At 70.0% G+C, this 20284-nt stretch carries 17 protein-coding genes and 5 tRNA genes; 10 read left to right on the top strand and 12 right to left on the bottom strand.

Going from position 1 to position 20284, the window contains the following annotated elements; all coding sequences use genetic code 11:
• Positions 1 to 101 precede the first annotated feature (101 nt).
• A complete protein-coding gene (gene ndgR / locus OTB20_RS33530) occupies positions 102 to 818 on the top strand; it encodes an IclR family transcriptional regulator NdgR (RefSeq protein ID WP_267823383.1) in 717 nt (238 codons plus the stop codon).
• A 159-nt stretch (positions 819 to 977) separates the two neighbouring features.
• On the opposite strand, the gene OTB20_RS33535 is transcribed toward ndgR, so the two are convergent.
• From OTB20_RS33535 to OTB20_RS33575, 9 genes are all read right to left on the bottom strand, one after another.
• Positions 978 to 1050: transfer RNA gene (locus OTB20_RS33535), tRNA-Glu, on the bottom strand.
• Between the two features lie 22 nt (positions 1051 to 1072).
• Positions 1073 to 1144 (bottom strand) — tRNA-Gln (locus OTB20_RS33540).
• A gap of 24 nt (positions 1145 to 1168) precedes the next feature.
• Positions 1169 to 1241 (bottom strand) — tRNA-Glu (locus OTB20_RS33545).
• A gap of 61 nt (positions 1242 to 1302) precedes the next feature.
• Positions 1303 to 1375: transfer RNA gene (locus tag OTB20_RS33550), tRNA-Glu, on the bottom strand.
• A 27-nt stretch (positions 1376 to 1402) separates the two neighbouring features.
• Positions 1403 to 1474, bottom strand: a tRNA-Gln gene (locus tag OTB20_RS33555).
• Positions 1475 to 1560: 86 nt separating this feature from the next.
• Entirely contained in the window at positions 1561 to 2289 is a 729-nt protein-coding gene (locus OTB20_RS33560) for an HAD family hydrolase (protein WP_267823384.1), read from the bottom strand.
• An 82-nt stretch (positions 2290 to 2371) separates the two neighbouring features.
• Positions 2372 to 3850 carry a glutamate--tRNA ligase gene (gene gltX / locus OTB20_RS33565; RefSeq protein ID WP_267823385.1) on the bottom strand — a complete coding sequence of 493 codons (1479 nt, stop codon included), beginning with the start codon at positions 3848 to 3850 and terminating at the stop codon, positions 2372 to 2374.
• Positions 3843 to 4631, bottom strand: coding sequence for a fumarylacetoacetate hydrolase family protein (locus OTB20_RS33570; protein ID WP_267823386.1), 789 nt, complete (start codon positions 4629 to 4631; stop codon positions 3843 to 3845). The genes gltX and OTB20_RS33570 overlap by 8 nt, the downstream gene beginning before the upstream one ends.
• Before the next feature lie 99 nt (positions 4632 to 4730).
• Positions 4731 to 4913 carry a hypothetical protein gene (locus OTB20_RS33575; RefSeq protein ID WP_267753560.1) on the bottom strand — a complete coding sequence of 61 codons (183 nt, stop codon included), beginning with the start codon at positions 4911 to 4913 and terminating at the stop codon, positions 4731 to 4733.
• A gap of 601 nt (positions 4914 to 5514) precedes the next feature.
• Between OTB20_RS33575 and OTB20_RS33580 the strand changes: the two genes are divergently transcribed.
• The 8 genes from OTB20_RS33580 (at position 5515) to OTB20_RS33615 (ending at position 15993) form a co-directional block, all read left to right on the top strand.
• The gene (locus OTB20_RS33580) at positions 5515 to 9252 is read left to right on the top strand and encodes a nitrate- and nitrite sensing domain-containing protein (RefSeq protein ID WP_267823388.1); all 3738 of its coding nucleotides are present in this window, start codon (positions 5515 to 5517) and stop codon (positions 9250 to 9252) included.
• A gap of 9 nt (positions 9253 to 9261) precedes the next feature.
• Positions 9262 to 9675, top strand: coding sequence for a roadblock/LC7 domain-containing protein (locus tag OTB20_RS33585; RefSeq protein ID WP_266672658.1), 414 nt, complete (start codon positions 9262 to 9264; stop codon positions 9673 to 9675).
• A 151-nt stretch (positions 9676 to 9826) separates the two neighbouring features.
• Complete coding sequence (locus tag OTB20_RS33590; RefSeq protein WP_267753565.1) at positions 9827 to 10219, top strand: DUF742 domain-containing protein; 393 nt, start codon at positions 9827 to 9829, stop codon at positions 10217 to 10219.
• Positions 10200 to 10790, top strand: a complete 591-nt coding sequence (locus OTB20_RS33595; RefSeq protein ID WP_267753566.1) for a GTP-binding protein — start codon at positions 10200 to 10202, stop codon at positions 10788 to 10790. The genes OTB20_RS33590 and OTB20_RS33595 overlap by 20 nt, the downstream gene beginning before the upstream one ends.
• Before the next feature lie 308 nt (positions 10791 to 11098).
• Complete coding sequence (locus OTB20_RS33600) at positions 11099 to 14302, top strand: nitrate- and nitrite sensing domain-containing protein (RefSeq protein WP_267823391.1); 3204 nt, start codon at positions 11099 to 11101, stop codon at positions 14300 to 14302.
• 10 nt (positions 14303 to 14312) lie between these two features.
• Entirely contained in the window at positions 14313 to 14726 is a 414-nt protein-coding gene (locus OTB20_RS33605) for a roadblock/LC7 domain-containing protein (protein ID WP_243337850.1), read from the top strand.
• A gap of 93 nt (positions 14727 to 14819) precedes the next feature.
• A complete protein-coding gene (locus tag OTB20_RS33610; RefSeq protein ID WP_267823393.1) occupies positions 14820 to 15425 on the top strand; it encodes a DUF742 domain-containing protein in 606 nt (201 codons plus the stop codon).
• The gene (locus tag OTB20_RS33615) at positions 15406 to 15993 is read left to right on the top strand and encodes a GTP-binding protein (RefSeq protein WP_267753571.1); all 588 of its coding nucleotides are present in this window, start codon (positions 15406 to 15408) and stop codon (positions 15991 to 15993) included. Before OTB20_RS33610 ends, OTB20_RS33615 begins: the two co-directional genes overlap by 20 nt.
• A gap of 83 nt (positions 15994 to 16076) precedes the next feature.
• Here the strand turns inward: OTB20_RS33615 and OTB20_RS33620 are convergent, their stop codons facing one another.
• Positions 16077 to 16280: an acyl-CoA carboxylase subunit epsilon gene (locus OTB20_RS33620; protein WP_267823395.1), complete on the bottom strand. Its 204-nt coding sequence runs from the start codon at positions 16278 to 16280 to the stop codon at positions 16077 to 16079.
• A gap of 23 nt (positions 16281 to 16303) precedes the next feature.
• Positions 16304 to 17887, bottom strand: a complete 1584-nt coding sequence (locus OTB20_RS33625) for an acyl-CoA carboxylase subunit beta (protein ID WP_267753574.1) — start codon at positions 17885 to 17887, stop codon at positions 16304 to 16306.
• Between the two features lie 296 nt (positions 17888 to 18183).
• Between OTB20_RS33625 and OTB20_RS33630 the strand changes: the two genes are divergently transcribed.
• On the top strand, positions 18184 to 18801 hold the full coding sequence (locus OTB20_RS33630; RefSeq protein ID WP_267823397.1) for a YceI family protein: 618 nt from the start codon (positions 18184 to 18186) through the stop codon (positions 18799 to 18801).
• Positions 18802 to 18911: 110 nt separating this feature from the next.
• On the opposite strand, the gene OTB20_RS33635 is transcribed toward OTB20_RS33630, so the two are convergent.
• Positions 18912 to 20282 carry a hypothetical protein gene (locus OTB20_RS33635; RefSeq protein WP_267823399.1) on the bottom strand — a complete coding sequence of 457 codons (1371 nt, stop codon included), beginning with the start codon at positions 20280 to 20282 and terminating at the stop codon, positions 18912 to 18914.
• Positions 20283 to 20284 lie beyond the last annotated feature (2 nt).

Genomic DNA, 20284 nt, shown 5'->3' on the forward strand with positions numbered 1-20284 from the left:
ACGGCTCGGATCCAGTGGTTCGTGGACCCGCACATACAGACTCGCTGTTTCTTGGAAAAATTGAACTTGCGTTTCACAGTGTGAGACGCGAATATCGTTTCATGGACAACTCTAGCGGCGTCGGCGTTCTCGACAAGGCAGCTCTGGTATTGAGCGCACTGGAGTCCGGTCCGGCCACCCTCGCCGGGCTGGTCGCGGCGACAGGGCTCGCACGACCCACGGCACATCGCCTTGCCGTGGCACTGGAACACCACCGGATGGTGGCGAGGGACATGCAGGGCCGGTTCATCCTCGGACCGCGGCTGGCGGAGCTCGCCGCCGCGGCCGGCGAGGACCGCCTGCTGGCCACGGCCGGACCGGTGCTCACCCACCTCCGGGACGTTACGGGAGAGAGCGCGCAGCTCTACCGGCGTCAGGGCGACATGCGCATCTGCGTAGCGGCCGCGGAGCGGCTGTCGGGCCTGCGGGACACCGTCCCGGTGGGCTCCACGCTCCCGATGAAGGCCGGTTCGGCCGCGCAGATCCTGATGGCCTGGGAGGAGCCCGAGCGGCTCCACCGCGGCCTGCAGGGCGCGCGCTTCACGGCGACGGCGCTCTCGGGCGTACGACGCCGCAGCTGGGCGCAGTCCATCGGGGAGCGGGAGCCCGGCGTGGCCTCCGTATCGGCGCCGGTGCGCGGCCCCTCGAACCGCGTGGTGGCCTCCGTATCGGTCTCCGGGCCGATCGAGCGGCTGACCCGGCACCCGGGGCGCATGCACGCCCAGGCCGTCATCGACGCGGCCGCCCGGCTGACCGAGGCCCTGCGCCGCTCCAGCTGATCCCTTTTCCCCACTCCTACTCCCCCGGGCCCGGGGGCGCGTGAGACGCCGCACAACGTCCGCACACGCGCCGCCGGGCCCGCACTCGTCCGCCCCCGCGGGACCCCGGAAACGCCGAAGAGGCCCTCCGCGATGAACGCGGAGGGCCTCTTCGATGCGTACCCCCGACCGGATTCGAACCGGCGCTACCGCCTTGAGAGGGCGGCGTGCTAGGCCGCTACACAACGGGGGCTAGCTGTCACTGCTGTACTGCGCTGGGCTACCAGGACTCGAACCTAGAATAAGAGAACCAGAAACTCTCGTGTTGCCAATTACACTATAGCCCACAGGTCTAGACCAGCTAGACTGCGTACCCCCGACCGGATTCGAACCGGCGCTACCGCCTTGAGAGGGCGGCGTGCTAGGCCGCTACACAACGGGGGCCCTAGCGATCCTGCATCAAAACATCCGGGTGCGACCCTGGAAATCTCGCGGGAAGGATCTGTACCCCCGACCGGATTCGAACCGGCGCTACCGCCTTGAGAGGGCGGCGTGCTAGGCCGCTACACAACGGGGGCAAGCACTGCGTCACTACATGAACTGCGCTGGGCTACCAGGACTCGAACCTAGAATAAGAGAACCAGAAACTCTCGTGTTGCCAATTACACTATAGCCCACCAAAACGCAAGCCCCTGAGGTACTTTCGTTCGGTTAGCGTCTCCGGCCCGGCCTTTCGACACGAGCGGGCGGCGCAGAAAGAACATTACCGGATGCCTGACCGTGCTCCAAAACGGGTATCCCCGGCCAGCACCTGCGGGAGCCGGTCGAGTCCGGCGATCCGGTGCACTCCGTCCGGCCCCGGCCCCCGCCCGCCGTCGCGGTCGAGCCAGACCGCCGTCAGTCCGGCGTCACGGGCACCGCGCGCGTCGATCTCCGGCTGGTCTCCCACGTAGACCACTTCCCCGGGCTCCAGCCCCATCTCGGCGCACGCGGCGAGGAAGGCGCCGGCCTCGGGCTTGCTGACGCCCAGCTCCACGGCGCACACGAGCACCTCGAAGCGGTCGCGCAGGCCCAGGTGGCGCAGCTTGGGGTCCTGGTTGGCCACGGAGGAGTTGGAGAGCACCCCGTGCCGGTAGCCGCCCGCCAGGGCGTCCAGTACGGGCACCACGTCGGGGAACAGCTCCCAGGCCGCCGTGTAGTGCCCCACGTACCGGCCGAACCAGTCGTCGGCCCCTGCGTCGCTCATCAGGGGCTCCCCGAGGAACTCCCGCACCCGGTCGCGGCGCTGCCCCTGGAAGGTCCCCTCCCCGGCCGCGAACAGCGCCCAGTGCCGGTCGGTGATCCGCCGCCACAGTGCGAGCGCCTCGGGCGGGGCGCCGTAGCGCTCCGCGAGCCCCTCGGTGACCAGGTGCGCCGCGAGCCCGGCCCGGTCTGCCCCGGTGTAGTCGAACAGGGTGTCGTCGATGTCCCAGAGCACCGCGCGAATCGGCATGGGCCGACCCTACGCCGGAACGCCCCGGGGGCGGCAGCCCTTTGCGGCTGCCGCCCCCGGGGCACGTACGGGTCCTGCTTCCCTACGCGGTGGCGAGCCTGGCCAGGGTCGCGTCGATGCGGGACAGGGAGCGGTCCTTGCCCAGGATCTCGAGGGACTCGAAGAGGGGAAGGCCGACCGTGCGGCCGGTGACGGCGACACGGACCGGGGCCTGGGCCTTGCCGAGCTTGAGGCCGTGGGCCTCGCCCGCGGTCAGGACGGCCTGCTTGAGGGACTCGGGGTCCGACCAGTCCGCGGCGGCCAGGTTCTCGCGGGCCGTGGTCAGGAGGGCCGCCGGCTCGCCCTTCATCGCCTTGTCCCAGGACGCCTGGTCCGCCACCGGCTCCTTCAGGAAGAGGAAGTCGACGTTGGCCGTGATGTCGGACAGGACCGTGACGCGGGTCTGGGCGTACGGCGCGATGCGCTCCCAGGCCGCGGCGTCGAAGTCCTCGGGCGCCCAGTTGGCGTGCGGGGCCGTGAGCCACGGGGCGCAGGCGTCCGCGAAGGCCTTGGGGTCCAGCTGCCGGATGTGGTCGGCGTTGATCGCCTCGGCCTTCTTCAGGTCGAAGCGCGCCGGGTTCGCGTTGACGTCCGGGATGTCGAACTTCGCGACCATCTCCTCGATCGAGAAGATGTCCTGGTCCTTGGAGAAGGACCAGCCCAGCAGCGAGAGGTAGTTCAGCAGCCCCTCGGGGAGGAAGCCGCGCTCGCGGTAGAGGTTGAGCGAGGACTCCGGGTCGCGCTTGGAGAGCTTCTTGTTGCCCTCGCCCATCACGTACGGCAGGTGCCCGAAGGCGGGGACCGCCTTGGCGATGCCGAGCTCGATCAGGGCGCCGTAGAGCGCGATCTGGCGCGGGGTGGAGGAGAGCAGGTCCTCGCCGCGCAGGACGTGGGTGATCTCCATCAGCGCGTCGTCGACCGGGTTGACGAGGGTGTAGAGCGGGGCGCCGTTCGCCCGGACGATGCCGAAGTCCGGCAGGTTCTCGGGGGTGACGGAGATCTCGCCGCGGACCAGGTCCGTGAAGGTGATCGTCCGGTCGGGCATCCGGAAGCGGACGATCGAGGCGCGGCCCTCGGCCTCGTACGCGGCCTTCTGCCCGTCGGAGAGGTCGCGGCACTGGCCGTCGTAGCCGGAGGCCTTGCCTGCGGCGCGGGCGGCGTCGCGGCGGACGTCCAGCTCCTCGGTGGTGCAGTAGCAGTGGTAGGCGTAGCCGCCGTCCTGGAGCTTCTGCGCGACGTCCTTGTAGATGTCCATGCGCTGGGACTGGCGGTACGGGGCGTGCGGGCCGCCGACCTCGGGGCCCTCGTCCCAGGTGAAGCCGAGCCAGCGCAGCGAGTCGAGCAGCTGGTCGTAGGACTCCTCGGAGTCGCGGGCCGCGTCGGTGTCCTCGATGCGGAAGACGAACGTACCGCCGTGGTGGCGGGCGAACGCCCAGTTGAACAGGGCCGTACGGACCAGGCCCACGTGGGGGTTGCCGGTCGGGGAGGGACAGAAACGTACGCGGGGGGTCGCGTTAGCCACGCTTGATCACCTTGTTGGTGAGAGTGCCGATGCCTTCGATGGTGACGGCGACCTCGTCGCCGACGTTCAGGGGGCCGACTCCGGCCGGTGTCCCCGTGAGGATGACGTCGCCCGGGAGCAGCGTCATGGCCTCGGTGATGTGCACGATCAGGTCCTCGATGGAGCGGACCATGTCGCTGGTGCGGCCGAGCTGGCGCTGTTCGCCGTTGACGGTGCACTGGATGGTCAGGTCGCTCGGGTCCAGATCGGTCTCGATCCACGGGCCGAGGGGGCAGGAGCTGTCGAAGCCCTTGGCGCGGGCCCACTGCTTCTCGCGCTGCTGGACGTCGCGCGCGGTGACGTCATTGGCGCAGGTGTAGCCCAGGATGACTTCCTTGACGCGCTCGCGCGGGACCTCTCGGCACATGCGGCCGATGACCACGGCGAGCTCCGCCTCGTGGTGGAGGTCCTGGGAGAAGGAGGGGTAGGCGATCGGGTCGCCCGGGCCGACCACCGAGGTGGAGGGCTTGAAGAAGGTGATCGGGGCGTCCGGGACCTCGTTGCCCAGCTCCGCCGCGTGCTCCGCGTAGTTGCGGCCGATGGCCACGACCTTGTTCGGGAGCACGGGCGGCAGCAGCCGGACCTTGTTCAGCGGAACCTTCGTGCCGGAGAGCTCGAAGTCCGCGAACGGGATGCCCTTGATGATGTCGAGGACGAGCTCACCTTCGGCGCCGGGGGCAGTACTGCCCTCGACCGCGCCGAACGCGACATTGCCGTCGATCGAGAACCTGGCGATGCGCACGTGTTGCGTCTGCCCCTCTGTATTTCCGCTGGCTGGAGTCTGCGGACTCCAGGCTAACGCGGTGGGGGCCGACGCTTCGCGCGGCTTTTCGCCGGGGGCCTACAGAGCGACGGCGACGGGCGCGTCCATGAGGATGGTGCGGCGCGGGTTCGCGGTCTGGGCCGGCAGCTCGACGGTGTGCTCCGGGACCGGCACGGCCTGCAGCTCCTCGGCGTCCTTGAGGTGCGCGAGGGTGGTGCGGCGCGGGTTGGCTATGTTGCGGAACATCATCGTCGTCTTCATCGGAGTGCGAAGCCCTCGGCTCACTAGGTCGGATGGTGGCGGCGGGTGCCGCCGGGATGCCTTCGGAGTGCCGCTTGTCGCCCGCGGCAGCCGTGTAAAGCTCAAGGCTAAACATCTGAATCCCCCGCCGAACCGGGAAGTAATGGCCATGGCTATGTGAGTTTGCTCACCAGCGACCAGGCATTACGGGCATAGCGGTCAGTCAATTCGACCCGAAAAAACGGACATTGCGCCACTGAATGCGTCATTCCGCTCCCGATCATCGCGACTAGGACAGCTTGACAGGGGCGAGGTTTGGGCGGCGTAAGTCCGATTCCGTATGAATTGGCCCGCACCAGGGGTAGCGCTCTTGTCACAAGAAGTGACCGATCTTCCGGCCTGGACTCGCACCTTGTTGCAGATCCGCCTCTGTGCTGGAATTCGCGGGACCGCCGCGGGAATCAGCCGGCGCGCAGGTGGCGCGAGACAGCGCCGAGCGCGGCGGCAACGGAGAGGGAGACGCGCCGGTCACCGACGACCACCATGGGGCGCATTGCCCCACGACTCGACACCGTCCCACCGGTTGCCCGGCGGGACGCCTGGTCCAGAGGTTGCGACGCTAGTGCAGGGACGATTCAAGAGGGATGACAAGGGGTCTCCCCAGGCCCGTCAGGGCCGTGGGGACGCCGCGCCGGAGCAGGACCCGCGCGGCGGGACCGACCGTGGCTCCTCGCCCCAGCACGCCCAGAACCGCGGGCCGGCTGTCGAAGGCGGGGGCCCCGACGGCTCCGCCCCGGTGAAGTCGAAGGGCCGGGCCAAGCTCAAGGGCTCGTCCAAGGCCGACGAGGACTTGGCCGGCCGCGACGTGGCGATACCCAAGACCCACGTCGGGTCCGGGTCCCGTCTCGCCATGCAGAACTGGCGCATCAGCACGCGACTGGTGTCGCTGCTGACCCTGCCGGTCGTCGCCGCCACCGCCCTCGGTGGCTTCCGCATCAACGACTCGATGAACGACATCGCGCAGCTGGAGCACATGCAGCTGCTGACGACGCTCACCCGGCAGGCCACCAACCTGGCCGCCATGCTCCAGGCCGAGCGTGACAACTCCGCCGGTCCGTTGTCCGTCGACAAGTCGGGCAAGCCCAACAGCGCCGTGAAGGGCGCCCGCGACACGACCGACACCGCCGCCGAGGCCTTTGCCGCCGCGACGGACAAGATCGACAGCGTGGAGGGCAAAGACGAGACGGTCAAGTCGATCCGCAACAACATCCTGCAGATCGCGCACGGCCTGACCAACATCGAGGAAATCCGCAAGAAGGCGTACCAGAACGGCGCCCAGCAGACGGTCACCGAGTACAACGCGCTGATCGTCTCGCTGCTCTCGCTCTCGCAGGACATGGCCCAGGCCACCTCGAACCCCGAGATGATCAAGCGCACCCGCGCCCTGGCGGCGTTCTCCTCCGCCAAGGAGTACGCCTCGATCCAGCGCGCGATCATCGCCGCCTCGCTCCCCGCGGACATCTCCCAGCCCGGCAGCATCCCCGAGAACGACCGCCTCTACGGTCTCGCCGCGCAGCGTGGCGAGGACCAGGCGAAGACCACCTTCGAGCTGCTCTACCAGGGCAAGCCCGAGGAGCTCCTCGCGTCGCTCGGCGACGGCAACCAGGAGATCGGCACCGCCGACTCCTACGCCCGCCGCGTTCTCGGCAACAAGGACCAGTTCGCCAAGGAGAAGAACCGCTCCTGGATGGACTGGTACGACTCGGACGACCAGAAGCTCCAGGCCATGAAGGTCATCGAGCTCACGCTGCTCGAGGACATGGAAGAAAAGGCCCGCGAGCTCAAGAACGAGTCGCAGCGCGACGCCATCATCAACGGTGCGCTGATCCTCCTCGTCCTCGGTGTCTCCCTCGTCGGCGCCTTCGTCATGGCCCGCTCGATGATCCGCTCCCTGCGCCGCCTCCAGGACACCGCGACCCGCGTCGCCCAGGACCGGCTGCCCGAGCTCGTCAAGCAGCTGTCCGAGTCGGACCCGCAGGACGTGGACACGACGGTGGAGTCCGTCGGCCTGCACACCCGCGACGAGATCGGCCAGGTGGCCGCGGCCTTCGACGACGTGCACCGCGAGGCCGTCCGCCTCGCCGCCGAGCAGGCCCTCCTGCGAGGCAACGTCAACGCGATGTTCACCAACCTCTCGCGCCGTTCGCAGGGCCTCATCCAGCGCCAGCTCTCGCTCATCTCCGAGCTGGAGTCGCGCGAGGCCGACCCGGACCAGCTCTCCTCGCTCTTCAAGCTCGACCACCTCGCGACCCGCATGCGCCGTAACGGCGAAAACCTCCTCGTCCTCGCGGGCGAGGAGCCGGGCCGCCGGTGGACCCGCCCCGTCCCGCTCGTCGACGTACTCCGTGCCGCCGCGTCCGAGGTGGAGCAGTACGAGCGCATCGAACTCTCCTCGGTGCCCGGCACCGACGTGGCCGGCCGCGTGGTCAACGACCTCGTGCACCTGCTCGCCGAGCTGCTGGAGAACGCCACCTCGTTCTCCTCCCCGCAGACCAAGGTCAAGGTCACCGGGCACGCACTGCCCGACGGCCGCGTGCTCGTCGAGATCCACGACACCGGTATCGGCCTCTCCCCCGAGGACCTCGCCGCGATCAACGAGCGGCTCGCCGCGCCGCCGACCGTGGACGTCTCCGTCTCCCGCCGCATGGGCCTGTTCGTGGTCGGCCGCCTGTCCCTGCGACACGGCATCCGCATCCAGCTGCGCCCCTCCGACTCGGGCGGTACGACGGCCCTGGTCATGCTCCCGGTGGACGTCGCCCAGGGTGGCAAGAAGCCGGCCCCGATGTCCGGCCAGGGCGGCCAGGGTGCCCCCGGCGGCCCCGGCGCACCCGGCCAGGGTGGTCCCGGCGCACAGGCGCAGGGCTCGATCCCCGCTCCCGGCGCACGTCCTACGGTCGGCGCCGGCCCGCAGCGCGGCCAGGTTTCCGCCGGCAGCCAGCGCGCGGCCCTGCCGGGCCGCGACGGCGCCCCCGGCGGCCAGCCCCAGGGCCCCGGCCCACAGGGCGGACGGCCCCAGCAGCAGGGTGCCCCCGGCGGCCAGACCCAGAGCGCCTTCGGCTCGGGTGCGCCGCTGCCGGGCCGCGGTCCGGTCTCCGGTCCCGGTGCTCCCGGCGGCTTCGGCGGCCCCCAGGGCCGCCCGGCCGGCGGCCCCACGGCGTCCGGTCCCGGCGGCTTCCCCCAGGGCAACGGCTTCGAGCGCCCGCAGCAGGCACAGCAGCCCCAGCAGCAGGCTCCGCAGCAGCCGCAGGCACAGCAGCAGGCCGGACCTCCGGCCGCGCGCGGCCCCCGGCCGCAGCTTCCCCCGCGCGGTGGCGCGCCCCGTCCGGAGCTCCCGGGCGCGGGTGGCGGACCCGCCGCGATACCGCAGACCACCAGCTGGGGCACGGGCCAGCGCGGGCACGACGTACCGCGCGGCCACGACGAGCTGTCGGGCCCCGGTTCCACGTCCGAGTTCCCCCGCCCCGACTTCAACGCCCCGGCCCCCCAGGCCGGCGGCAACGGCGGCGGCTACGACAGCGGCGCCACCGGCCAGTTCCCCCGCCCCGATCTCGGTGACCCCGCCTCCACGGGCCAGTTCCCCCGCCAGGACCTCCAGACCCAGAGGCCCGGCGGCCCCGGTGTCGGCGGCTACGCCCAGCCCGGCCAGGCCCCGCAGCCCCAGGGCGGCTACGCCCCCGTACCGCCTGCGCGCTCGGAGGCTCCGCGGCTGCCGCAGGCGCCCCGTCCGGAGGCCCTGCCGCCGGCCGGTCCGAGCGCCGGTGAGGGCCGCAGCCCGATCTTCGACACGCTGGAGTCGAACTGGTTCCGCCAGGAGGGCGCCCAGCCCCCCTCGCAGGCACCGGCCGTACCCCAGCAGGCGCAGCAGTCCGCTCCGGTGGCGCCCGCTCCGGTTCCCCCCTCCCCGCAGCGCCCGCAGCAGCACCAGCTGCCGCAGCGCGGCCAGGAGCAGGCTCCGGCCGAGTCCGCGCCGACGGCGACCGGCGCCATGCCGACCGTCAGCTGGCGCTCCTCGCCGAACGACGAGCTGATGCGGCAGGCCGAGCGCGTGCGCCAGCCCGCCGCCGGCGGCATCACCACGTCGGGTCTGCCCCGCCGGGTCCCGCGGGCGAACCTCGTGGCCGGCACCGCGCAGCAGCAGGCCGAAGCACAGGCCGGTCCCCAGGTATCACGAGCCCCGGACGACGTCCGAGGCCGTCTCACCAACCTCCGACGCGGTATCCAGCAGGGTCGGCAGGCCGGCACCACCGGCCCGGCCACCGGCAGTTACCCCGTCGACCCCACATACCAGCAGGAGCGATAGTTGAGTTCGATGAGCCAGGCTGCACAGAACCTGAACTGGTTGATCACCAACTTCGTGGACAACACCCCCGGGGTGTCCCACACGGTGGTGGTATCCGCCGACGGCCTCCTTCTGGCTATGTCCGAAGGCTTCCCCCGCGACCGGGCCGACCAGCTCGCCGCGGTGGCCTCCGGCCTGACCTCCCTCACCGCGGGTGCCTCCCGCATCTTCGAGGGCGGCGCCGTCAACCAGACCGTTGTGGAGATGGACCGCGGATTCCTCTTCCTCATGTCCGTCTCCGACGGATCCTCCCTCGCGGTCCTCGCACACCCCGACTGCGACATCGGCCTCGTGGGCTACGAGATGGCCCTCCTCGTCGACCGCGCCGGCAGCGTCCTCACCCCGGACCTCCGCGCGGAACTTCAGGGAAGCCTGCTCATCTGACTGCCGCTCTCCCGGCCGGACGGTACTGCCGGTCGGGGGACCGGGGCCGCGGCCCCGGAACCCAGTACCACCGCCAGGCCGTCATACCGTCCCCCCACCGGCCGCCCCGTCAGACGGCACGCTGACCTTTGCTGTCCAGCCCGGAGGATCAATGACCCCGCCCCCCGCCTATTCCGATCATTACGGAGACTCGTACTCGGAAGGCGACCAGCCGCTGGTTCGTCCGTACGCGATGACCGGCGGCCGGACCCGACCGCGCTACCAGCTCGCCATCGAGGCACTGGTCAGCACCACGGCCGACCCGATGCACCTCTCCGGGCTGCTCCCGGAGCACCAGCGCATCTGCACCCTCTGCCGTGAGGTCAAGTCGGTCGCGGAGGTCTCCGCACTACTGAACATGCCGCTCGGCGTGGCCAGGATCCTCGTCGCCGACCTGGCGGAGGCCGGCATGGTGGCCATCCACCAGCCGGGCAATGGAGAGGCCGGCGGAACGCCGGATGTAACGCTGCTCGAGAGGGTTCTCAGTGGACTTCGCAAGCTCTAACGGTGGGGCGGCGGCTCCCGCTCGCTCCACCACCTCCGCGAAGATCGTGGTGGCGGGCGGCTTCGGCGTGGGCAAGACCACGTTCGTGGGCGCCGTCTCCGAGATCAACCCGCTGCGCACCGAAGCCGTCATGACGTCCGCGAGCGCGGGCATCGACGACCTGACCCACACCGGGGACAAGACGACCACCACGGTCGCCATGGACTTCGGCCGCATCACCCTGGACCAGGACCTGATCCTGTACCTCTTCGGTACCCCCGGTCAGGACCGCTTCTGGTTCATGTGGGACGACCTGGTGCGCGGCGCGATCGGGGCGATCGTCCTGGTCGACACGCGGCGCCTGGCCGACTGCTTCCCGGCCGTGGACTACTTCGAGAACAGCGGCCTGCCCTTCGTCGTGGCGCTCAACGGCTTCGAGGGGCACCAGCCGTACACCCCGGAGGAAGTCCGCGAGGCCCTGCAGATCGGCCCCGACGCACCCATCATCACCACCGACGCCCGCCACCGCGCGGACGCCAAGAGCGCGCTCATCACGCTCGTCGAGCACGCCCTCATGGCGCGACTCAAGTAGGGGCTCTGCGCAACAGGGGTTTCACCGGCTGGTTTTTGGGGGGCGGGCTGTGTCATGCGACACGGCCCGCCCCCTTCGTTCATAACGTTTCGACAGAGAATTGCCGGAAGTTGGCGACACGGTGCGTTCGTCCGGTGCCGCTGCGCTCACAACTGGCCCCGTTTTTGCCGCAGGAAGCTCTTTATGTCCGTTTTATGTGGGGCATAAGGCTCTAGGAATGGCTGATTTCAACTGTTTGGAACACGGCCGTTAACCGTGCTGGAATTCAACGAACTAGCTAGTAGCACCGCCGAGAGGTTGTTGGTCGAGTGAGGCGAAGCAACTCGAGCCCCGCGGATGAACCCGCGCGCGGCAACTTCACCCCGCCGCCGCGCGCGGCCGCGTCATCCTTTGACGTACCCGTGGACCCACCCGTGAGCAGCGGCAGCACCAGCAGGTTCTCGCCCCGCAACTGGCGCGTACCGACCCGTCTGAACGCCATCCTGCTCGTCCCGGTCCTCGTCGGACTGGTGATGGGCGGCTTCCAGGTGAAGGGCTCCATCGACACCTGGAACGAGGCCAAGGACGCCGAGAAGACCGCCGGCATCGTCCAGGCCGCCGCCGAGTACGGCCAGGCGCTCCTCAACGAGCGCGACCTGACGGCCGAACCCCTGCTCAAGGGCCAGCGGGAGTCCGAGCCCGTCCTGAAGGCGTACTCCGTCACCGACGCGGCCGCGGCGAAGTTCGCCGAGGCCACGAAGGACCTGCCCGCGGGCCAGGGTCTGGAACGCCGCCTGGAGCTCTTCCGCCAGGAGGAGCCGAAGCTGGAGCAGGTCCGCAAGACGGCCTACCTGCCGCAGCTGGAGACGCCGAAGAAGGCCCTCCCCAAGGCGTTGGGCCCGATCCCGACCGAAGAGGGCTATGTGCTGGTCCAGCACTACCTCATGCAGTTCTCCAACGAACTGGGTCTCGGCACCGGCAACGTGACCTCGTACGGCCGCATGGTCTACGCGCTCGAACTCTCCAAGGCCGCGAACTCGCTGCAGCGCTCCGTCGGCACGCACCTGCTGGTCCGGCCGAACGAGAACGAGGACATCCGCAAGGCCCAGCTCGTCGCCTTCTCCTCGTACGCGTACCTCGAAGAGATAGCCATCGGCGAGTACGTCGCCGCCGGCACCGACGCGGACGTCGCCCGCCTGCGCGACATCATGAGCGTGAAGTCGCAGGAGGGCGCCAACAAGCTCGTCACCGCCAAGCAGGAGGCCGAGGAGGCGGGCACCGTCTTCCGTGCCCCGCCCGTGGTCAACAACTCGGCGCTCACCGGTATGACCGAGGCGATAGCCGGCGGCGACAAGCCCGCCAAGCTCGCGCTGGGCGGTACCACCCCGCAGGCCTGGCAGGCCGCGGCCACCGCCAAGTTCGAGGGCTACAACGAGCTCGAGAAGGAACTCCTCGGCAAGGCCGTCAAGGATGCCGGTGCCGTCTCCGACGAGGCCCGCAACGACGCCTTCCTGACCGGCGCCATCGTGGTCGTGGCCCTGCTCGCCGCCTTCATCCTGGCCGGCATGATGGCCCGCCAGATGAGCAAGGCGATGCGTCGCCTGCGCGGCGCCGCCTTCGACATCGCCGAGCAGCGCCTGCCGATGCTCGTCGACCAGCTCTCGCGCACCGACCCGGGCAAGGTCGACACCCGGGTGGTGCCGATCCCGATCGACTCCCAGGACGAGATCGGCGAGGTCGCCCGCGCCTTCGACCAGGTCCACCGGGAGGCCGTCCGGCTCGCTGCCGAGCAGGCCCTCCTGCGAGGCAACGTCAACGCGATCTTCACGAACCTCTCCATGCGCAACCAGTCGCTGATCGAGGGCCAGCTGACCCTGATCACCGAGCTGGAGAACAACGAGGCCGATCCGGACCAGCTGGAGAACCTCTTCCGGCTGGACCACCTCGCCACCCGTATGCGCCGCAACGGCGAGAACCTGCTCATCCTCGCGGGTGAGGAACCGGGCCGCCGCTGGGACCAGCCGGTCCCCCTCGTCGACGTCCTGCGCGCCGCCTCCTCCGAGGTGGAGCAGTACGAGCGCGTCGAGATGTCGGGCGTCTCCGAGGCCGAGATCCACGGCCAGGCCGTGACCGACCTCGTGCACCTGCTCGCCGAGCTGCTGGAGAACGCCACCACCTTCTCCTCCCCCCAGACCAAGGTCCGGGTCAACGCGACGCGTCTGCCCGACGGCCGGGTCATGGTCGAGATCCACGACAAGGGAATCGGCCTGACGGCCGAGGACTTCGCGGACATCAACCACAAGCTGGCCAACCCGCCGACCGTGGACGCGGCCATCTCCCAGCGCATGGGTCTGTTCGTGGTCGGCCGGCTGGCCGACCGGCACGGCATCCGCGTCCAGCTCCGCCCCTCGGGCGAGGCGGCCGGCACCACCTCGCTGGTCATGCTCCCGGACGCCATCACCCGCGGTGGCGGTGGCGAGGTGGTACCCGCCGACGACTTCACGGTCTCCTCGATGATCCCGCGCCAGCAGTCGCAGCAGCCGGCTCCGCTGCGCACTGCCGCCGAGCTCGGCTTCGACGACTCCCGCTACGAGGTCCACCGGGCCGACCAGCCGGGCTACGACGAGCCCGCCGCCGACCCGGTAGTGCGGTCCCTGGGCCGCGAGGAGCGCCGGGCCGCGCTGGAGGCGCAGGTCGGCTACCCGCAGGCGCAGCCCGGGTACGACGAGCCTGCGGCGGAGTATCCGGAACCGCAGCCGGAGCACGCGTACCAGCCCTACCAGGGCTACGAGCAGCAGCCCGCGCAGAGCTACGACCCCGGTTACGAATCCGCTCAGAGCGGGCAGGGATACGACGCGTACACCCAGCAGGAGTACGCCTATCCGGAAGCCGAGTACACGGATCAGCGACAAGATCTCCCGGCTTACGACACCGGGTACGATTCCCGTTCCACAGCGGCCGAGTGGCCCCAGCAGAACACCTACACGGGCTCCTACCAGCAGGATTACGGGACCGAATCGGAATCACCGGCCGCTCCCGAACCGGCCCCGGAGCGCGTAGGCTTCGACCGTCCGGGCGCCACTGCCGACGCTGGCCACAAGGTGACCGGGGCGGGCCTGCCGCGACGCGGCAGCCAGCCGCAGCAGCGGCCGGGACAGCAGGAAACGGAGTCCACCGGATCCCTCTTCGAGCAGCGGCCGCCGCGTCAGCAGCAGCCCGCCGCAGTGGAGCAGGCCCCCGTGGAACCGGTAGGCCCTGACGACTGGCGCTCGAACAACGACGAGCGCTGGCAGCAGGCCGCCAAACTCCGCGAGCCGAAGGCGGGCGGGGTCACCACTTCCGGTCTCCCTCGGCGGGTGCCCAAGGCCAACCTGGTCGAGGGCGCCGCGGAGACGACTCCGCAGGGCGGCCCCCAGGTCTCCCGGGCTCCGGAGGACGTCCGTGGCAGGTTGAGCAACCTGCGACGCGGTGTCGAACAGGGCCGCAACGCGGGATCCGAGCAGTCAAGTAACAGCTATGACCAGGAGCGTTAGTGTGAGCGCGATGAGCCAGGCGGCGCAAAACCTGAACTGGTTGATCACCAACTTCGTGGACAACACCCCCGGGGTGTCCCACACGGTGGTGGTATCCGCCGACGGCCTCCTTCTGGCTATGTCCGAAGGCTTCCCCCGCGACCGGGCCGATCAGCTCGCCGCGGTGGCCTCCGGCCTGACCTCCCTCACCGCGGGTGCCTCCCGCATCTTCGAGGGCGGCGCCGTCAACCAGACCGTTGTGGAGATGGACCGCGGATTCCTCTTCCTCATGTCCGTCTCCGACGGATCCTCCCTCGCGGTCCTCGCACACCCCGAGTGCGACATCGGCCTCGTGGGTTACGAGATGGCCCTCCTCGTCGACCGCGCCGGCAGCGTCCTCACCCCGGACCTCCGCGCGGAACTTCAGGGCGGACTTCTCAACTAGCAGACAGGCAGTGCGTTTCGCGTCACTGCACCATAGGGTGCGGTGGCGCGGTTCCACAGGGAGTACCGCGTACTTGGAGTCGGAGGAGGAAACGTGACAACACCCGGAGGACATCCCTATGGCGGCGCGCAGCAGCCGCAGGGTGGACACGACCAGAACCGCTTCAACTTCCCTTCCACTCCCAGCAACCGGCCCTCGCCGGAGCACGACCCGGCCGGGCAGCCCTACCAGCGGCAGCCCTACCAGCAGCCGCAGCAGCCGCAGCAGCCGTACGACCGGCCGCAGCAGACCGGGCAGTCGTCCTACCGGTCCCCGCAGCAGTCCCAGCGCGGCGGGCGTCCGCCGGCTCCGCAGGCGCACAACCCGCTGGTGCGCCCGTACGCGATGACCGGCGGCCGGACCCGGCCGCGCTACCAGCTCGCCATCGAGGCACTGGTCAGCACCACGGCCGATCCCTCGCGCCTGCAAGGGCAGTTGCCCGAGCACCAGCGCATCTGCATCCTGTGCCAGGAGATCAAATCCGTCGCGGAGATCTCGGCACTTCTCTCCATTCCTCTTGGCGTCGCCCGCATCCTCGTCGCCGACCTGGCGGAGGCGGGCCTCGTAGCCATCCACCAGCCCGGCGGCGACGAGTCCGCCGGCGGCCAGCCAGATGTGACACTGCTCGAAAGGGTGCTCAGTGGACTTCGCAAGCTCTAACGGCGGAGCGGCTCCTGCTCGCTCCACCACCTCCGCGAAGATCGTGGTGGCGGGCGGCTTCGGCGTGGGCAAGACCACGTTCGTGGGCGCCGTCTCCGAGATCAACCCGCTGCGCACCGAAGCCGTCATGACGAGCGCCTCCGCCGGCATCGACGACCTCACCCACACGGGGGACAAGACGACCACCACGGTCGCCATGGACTTCGGCCGCATCACCCTGGACCAGGACCTGATCCTGTACCTCTTCGGTACCCCCGGTCAGGACCGCTTCTGGTTCATGTGGGACGACCTGGTGCGCGGCGCCATCGGCGCCGTGGTGCTCGTCGACACCCGCCGTCTCGCCGACTGCTTCCCCGCCGTCGACTACTTCGAGAACAGCGGCCTGCCCTTCGTCGTGGCGCTCAACGGCTTCGAGGGGCACCAGCCGTACACCCCGGAGGAAGTCCGCGAGGCCCTGCAGATCGGCCCCGACGCACCCATCATCACCACCGACGCCCGCCACCGCGCGGACGCCAAGAGCGCGCTCATCACGCTCGTCGAGCACGCCCTCATGGCCCGCCTGCGGTAGCCGTCCCCGTTCTGCGCGAAAAGCCCCCCGCACTCGAAGGAGTGCGGGGGGCTTTTCGCGTGGCGCCTACGGGGCTTCGGGTACTAGCCCTGCCAGCTGCGGGGGCCGCGGAAGCCGGGGGTGCGCTCGAGGCGGCGCCAGCCGGCCTGGGAGCGGACGGCGACGGCCGTGACGCCCTCGGGGGTGGCGGCGGCGCGGGCGAGGAGGATCGCGGTGATCGCGGCCAGTTCCTCGGGCTCGGCGTTGCCCTTCTCGACCTTCAGCAGGGTGGCAGTGGCATTGCTCATCGGTGGCAGTTCTCCTTCGACGTCTACTGCGGCGGGTTGCCGTGCTTGCGCGACGGCAGATCGGCGTGCTTGTTGCGGAGCATCGAGAGGGCGGCGACGAGCACCTCTCGGGTTTCGGCGGGGTCGATGACGTCGTCGACGAGACCCCGCTCGGCCGCGTAGTACGGGTGCATCAGCTCGGCCTTGTACTCCTTGACCATGCGCGCGCGCATCGCCTCGGGGTCCTCGGCGTCCGCGATCTGCTTGCGGAAGATCACGTTGGCGGCGCCCTCGGCGCCCATCACCGCGATCTCGTTGGTGGGCCAGGCGTAGGTGAGGTCGGCGCCGATGGACTGGGAGTCCATGACGATGTACGCGCCGCCGTAGGCCTTGCGCAGGATCAGCGAGATCCGCGGGACCGTGGCGTTGCAGTACGCGTACAGGAGCTTGGCGCCGTGGCGGATGATGCCGCCGTGCTCCTGGTCGACGCCCGGCAGGAAGCCGGGAACGTCCAGGAGCGTGATGATCGGAATGTTGAAGGCATCGCACAGCTGGACGAAGCGCGCCGCCTTCTCGGAGGCGTGGATGTCCAGGACCCCGGCGAGGTGCCCGGGCTGGTTGGCGACGATGCCCACGACCTGGCCGTCCATCCGCGCGAGGGCGCAGATGATGTTGCGGGCCCAACGCTCGTGGATCTCCAGGACGTCGCCTTCGTCGACGAGCTCCTCGATGACCTTGAGCATGTCGTACGGGCGGTTGCCGTCGGCCGGCACGAGGTCCAGCAGGACGTCGGAGCGGCGGTCGGCGGGGTCGCTGGTCTCGTGGACCGGCGGGTTCTCGCGGTTGTTGGAGGGGAGCATCGTGATGAGGTAGCGGACCTCGGAGATGCACGTCTCCTCGTCGTCGTACGCGAAGTGCGCGACGCCCGAGGTCTCGGCGTGCACGTCGGCGCCGCCGAGGCCGTTCTGGGTGATCTCCTCGCCCGTCACCGCGCGGACCACGTCCGGGCCGGTGATGAACATCTGCGAGGTCTCACGGACCATGAAGACGAAGTCCGTCAGCGCCGGCGAGTACGCGGCGCCGCCGGCGCAGGGGCCCAGCATCACCGAGATCTGCGGGATGACACCCGAGGCCTTGGTGTTGCGCTGGAAGATGCCGCCGTAGCCGGCGAGGGCGGAGACGCCCTCCTGGATACGGGCGCCCGCGCCGTCGTTGAGGGAGACCAGCGGGGCACCGGCCGCGATGGCCATGTCCATGATCTTGTGGATCTTCGTGGCGTGGGCCTCGCCCAGGGCACCGCCGAAGATCCGGAAGTCGTGCGCGTAGACGAAGACCGTGCGGCCCTCGACCGTGCCCCAGCCGGTGATGACACCGTCGGTGTAGGGCTTCTTGGCCTCCAGGCCGAAGCCGGTCGCACGGTGGCGCCGCAGCTGCTCGACCTCCTTGAAGGAACCTTCGTCGAGCAGCAGCGCGATGCGCTCACGGGCGGTGAGCTTGCCCTTGGCGTGCTGGGCTTCGGTCGCCCGGTCACTCGGCCCGCGCCGCGCCTGCTCGCGCAGGTCGTGCAGCTCGGCCACGCGCCCGCGGGCGTCCGTCGGCTCGCTCGGAATCTGGTCCACAACGGTCATGTAATGACCTTACGAAGCCGGACCGGAAAAACCCTCCGTCGAATCCACACAGTGTCGAGTGTGTTCCGCTGTCCGGGCCGGACAGAACCACAGGGGGCGTAGCCGGGACCACCAGCCAGGACCATGGTCCTTTGTGGGTATCCCACAAAACCCCCGCCAAGCCGCCGCCAAGGCCACGCCAAGACGGGCGCAAGAATCTCAGAGGTTGAAATTTGAACGGAATGGGTCTAGCGTCGTTCTTGTTGAAAGTTCAACGAGTGCCGGACATCGAGCGGCACCCCTACCAAGGAGAAGCCATGGGTCTCTTCACCCGCCGTGCCCAGGACACCACCGACGCCGCGACCGCCGTCGCCACGCTCGACGTGGACCCCGCCCTCGCCGCGCTCACCGGTGACTACGTCATCGACGCCTCCCACAGCAGCATCGGCTTCACCGTCCGCCACGCGATGGTCACCAACGTGCGCGGCGCCTTCGCCGACCACGAGGGCACCCTCCACCTGGACGGCGCGGACCCGTCCCGCTCCACCGCCTCCATCGACGTGAAGATCGCCTCCGTCGACACCGGCATCGGCGACCGCGACGGCCACCTGCGCTCCGGTGACTTCTTCGACACCGAGACCTTCCCGCTGATGACCTTCCGCTCCACCGAGGCGGAGCAGCTCGGCGGCGACAAGTACCGCATCACCGGCGAGCTGACCATCAAGGCCGTCACGCGCCCGCTCTCCATCGACCTGGAGTTCGGCGGTTCGGCCACCGACGTCTACGGCAACGAGCGCGTCGGGTTCGAGGGCTCGGCCGAGATCCTGCGCTCCGACTGGGGTCTGACCTGGAACGCGGCCCTGGAGACCGGCGGCGTGATGGTCAGCGACAAGGTGAAGCTGACATTCGACATCTCGGCGATCAAGCAGGCCTGACCCCGGCCGGGGCCGAGGTCGGGCTCAGGGCGAATCAGGGCCTGGGTTCTGGGACCTGGGACCTGGGACCTGACAAGGGTTCGGACGCCGGGGTCGGGTCCGGGGGCGGCTCAGAAGTCGCCCCCGCCGAACCCGCCGCCGTCGAAGCCTCCGCCACCCCCGCCGCCGAAGTCACCGCCGCCGAAGTCGGAGGGGTTGAAGTCGGCACCGGAGACGTCGCCCCCGTCGAAGCCGCCTCCGTCGAAGCCGTTGCCGCCGCCGAAGTCCGAGGCGTAGGCCGGGCTGGACATCATCGAACCGAGCATCGTGCCCATGAGCAGGCCGGGCAGGATGCCGCCGCCGAAGTAGCCGCCGGCCCAGGGACCGTACGCCGGGCCGGCGTCGTAGTAGGGGCGCGGACCGTGCTCGGTGTCGACGGTGCGGACCGCCGGGTCCTGGCCGTCGCGCAGCCGGACGGCGTCCGCCGCGCAGACCGGGACGGTACGGGCGGCCCCGCCCGCCGGGGCCCAGGCGGCGTCCTCGGTGCTCGGCCCGTGGCGCGGGTCGAAGAAGCAGGGCGAGCGGCGCTCGGGCAGCGGCCGGCCCTGCCTGCGGGCGTCCAGACTGGCCAGCGCGTAGCGGCCGTCCTCCAGCGCCTGGGTGACTCCCTTGACCTCCTCCGGATGCCGGACGGAGGCCATGATCTGCTTGGCCTTCTCGTAGGAGTCGAGGCCCTGCTCGTAGTCCGCGCGCATGGCGTCGTCGGCGCCGGGCTCACCGGGGTGGAAGTCGAGGCGCTCCAGCTCCTCGCCGAAGGCCGTGATGTCCTCGTCGACGACCACGCCCAGCCGCGCGACGGACTCCCGGCGCAGCTCTTCCTTCTTCTTGCGGTTGCGCTTGACCAGTGCGTACGCCCCGCCCCCGCCGACGGCGGCCACCACACCGAGCCCGATCAGGGCGCCCACCGGGGCGCCGCTGTCCCCGCTCGTGGTGCCCCAGGAGGCCGGTGCCTTGCCCTTGGCCTGGGCGAGGGCCTGGTCCACGAAGTTGTTGAGCTCGGTGCTCGCGTCGGCGGGGCCGCCCGCCTTGACGGCGTCGACCAGGTTGCGGACCGCGTTGTTCGGCATGACCGCCCGGTCGGCGCCGGCGTTGAAACCGTCCCCGAGCCGGATCGCGTAGAGCCCGGTGATGCCGGTCTGTGTACGGATCGTCTTGAGCACACTGGCCGCCGGGAACTCGGCGGTGGCCGGCAGCACGGCCACGAACACCGGTTTCCCGGCATCCGTGATCTTCTTCGCGAGCGCCTGCGCCTGCGCGGGTGTCAGCTGCGCCTCGGCTCGCGGATCGACGTAGACCGGGCCCTTCTTGAGGGCCTGGGCCACGATGGTGGTCCCGTCGGCCGCCGGCGCCTGCGGGGCGACCAGCAGAGCGGTCGCGGACAGGGCCAGCAGCAGAGCGGCCAGCAGCGATCCAGAACGTATGGATATAAGCCTGGTCCTCATAT

Origin of the sequence: Streptomyces sp. H27-H1, assembly GCF_026627445.1 — a bacterium.
GTDB lineage: Bacteria > Actinomycetota > Actinomycetes > Streptomycetales > Streptomycetaceae > Streptomyces.

Excerpts from the sequence above, each read along its gene's own strand:
- OTB20_RS33575 (WP_267753560.1), bottom strand. The coding sequence starts at position 4,913 with ATGAAGACGACGATGATGTTCCGCAACATAGCCAACCCGCGCCGCACC.
- OTB20_RS33590 (WP_267753565.1), top strand. The coding sequence starts at position 9,827 with ATGACCCCGCCCCCCGCCTATTCCGATCATTACGGAGACTCGTACTCG.
- OTB20_RS33630 (WP_267823397.1), top strand. The coding sequence starts at position 18,184 with ATGGGTCTCTTCACCCGCCGTGCCCAGGACACCACCGACGCCGCGACC.
- OTB20_RS33585 (WP_266672658.1), top strand. The coding sequence starts at position 9,262 with ATGAGCCAGGCTGCACAGAACCTGAACTGGTTGATCACCAACTTCGTG.
- OTB20_RS33620 (WP_267823395.1), bottom strand. The coding sequence starts at position 16,280 with ATGAGCAATGCCACTGCCACCCTGCTGAAGGTCGAGAAGGGCAACGCC.
- OTB20_RS33625 (WP_267753574.1), bottom strand. The coding sequence starts at position 17,887 with ATGACCGTTGTGGACCAGATTCCGAGCGAGCCGACGGACGCCCGCGGG.
- ndgR (WP_267823383.1), top strand. The coding sequence starts at position 102 with ATGGACAACTCTAGCGGCGTCGGCGTTCTCGACAAGGCAGCTCTGGTA.
- OTB20_RS33560 (WP_267823384.1), bottom strand. The coding sequence starts at position 2,289 with ATGCCGATTCGCGCGGTGCTCTGGGACATCGACGACACCCTGTTCGAC.
- OTB20_RS33635 (WP_267823399.1), bottom strand. The coding sequence starts at position 20,282 with ATGAGGACCAGGCTTATATCCATACGTTCTGGATCGCTGCTGGCCGCT.
- OTB20_RS33605 (WP_243337850.1), top strand. The coding sequence starts at position 14,313 with ATGAGCCAGGCGGCGCAAAACCTGAACTGGTTGATCACCAACTTCGTG.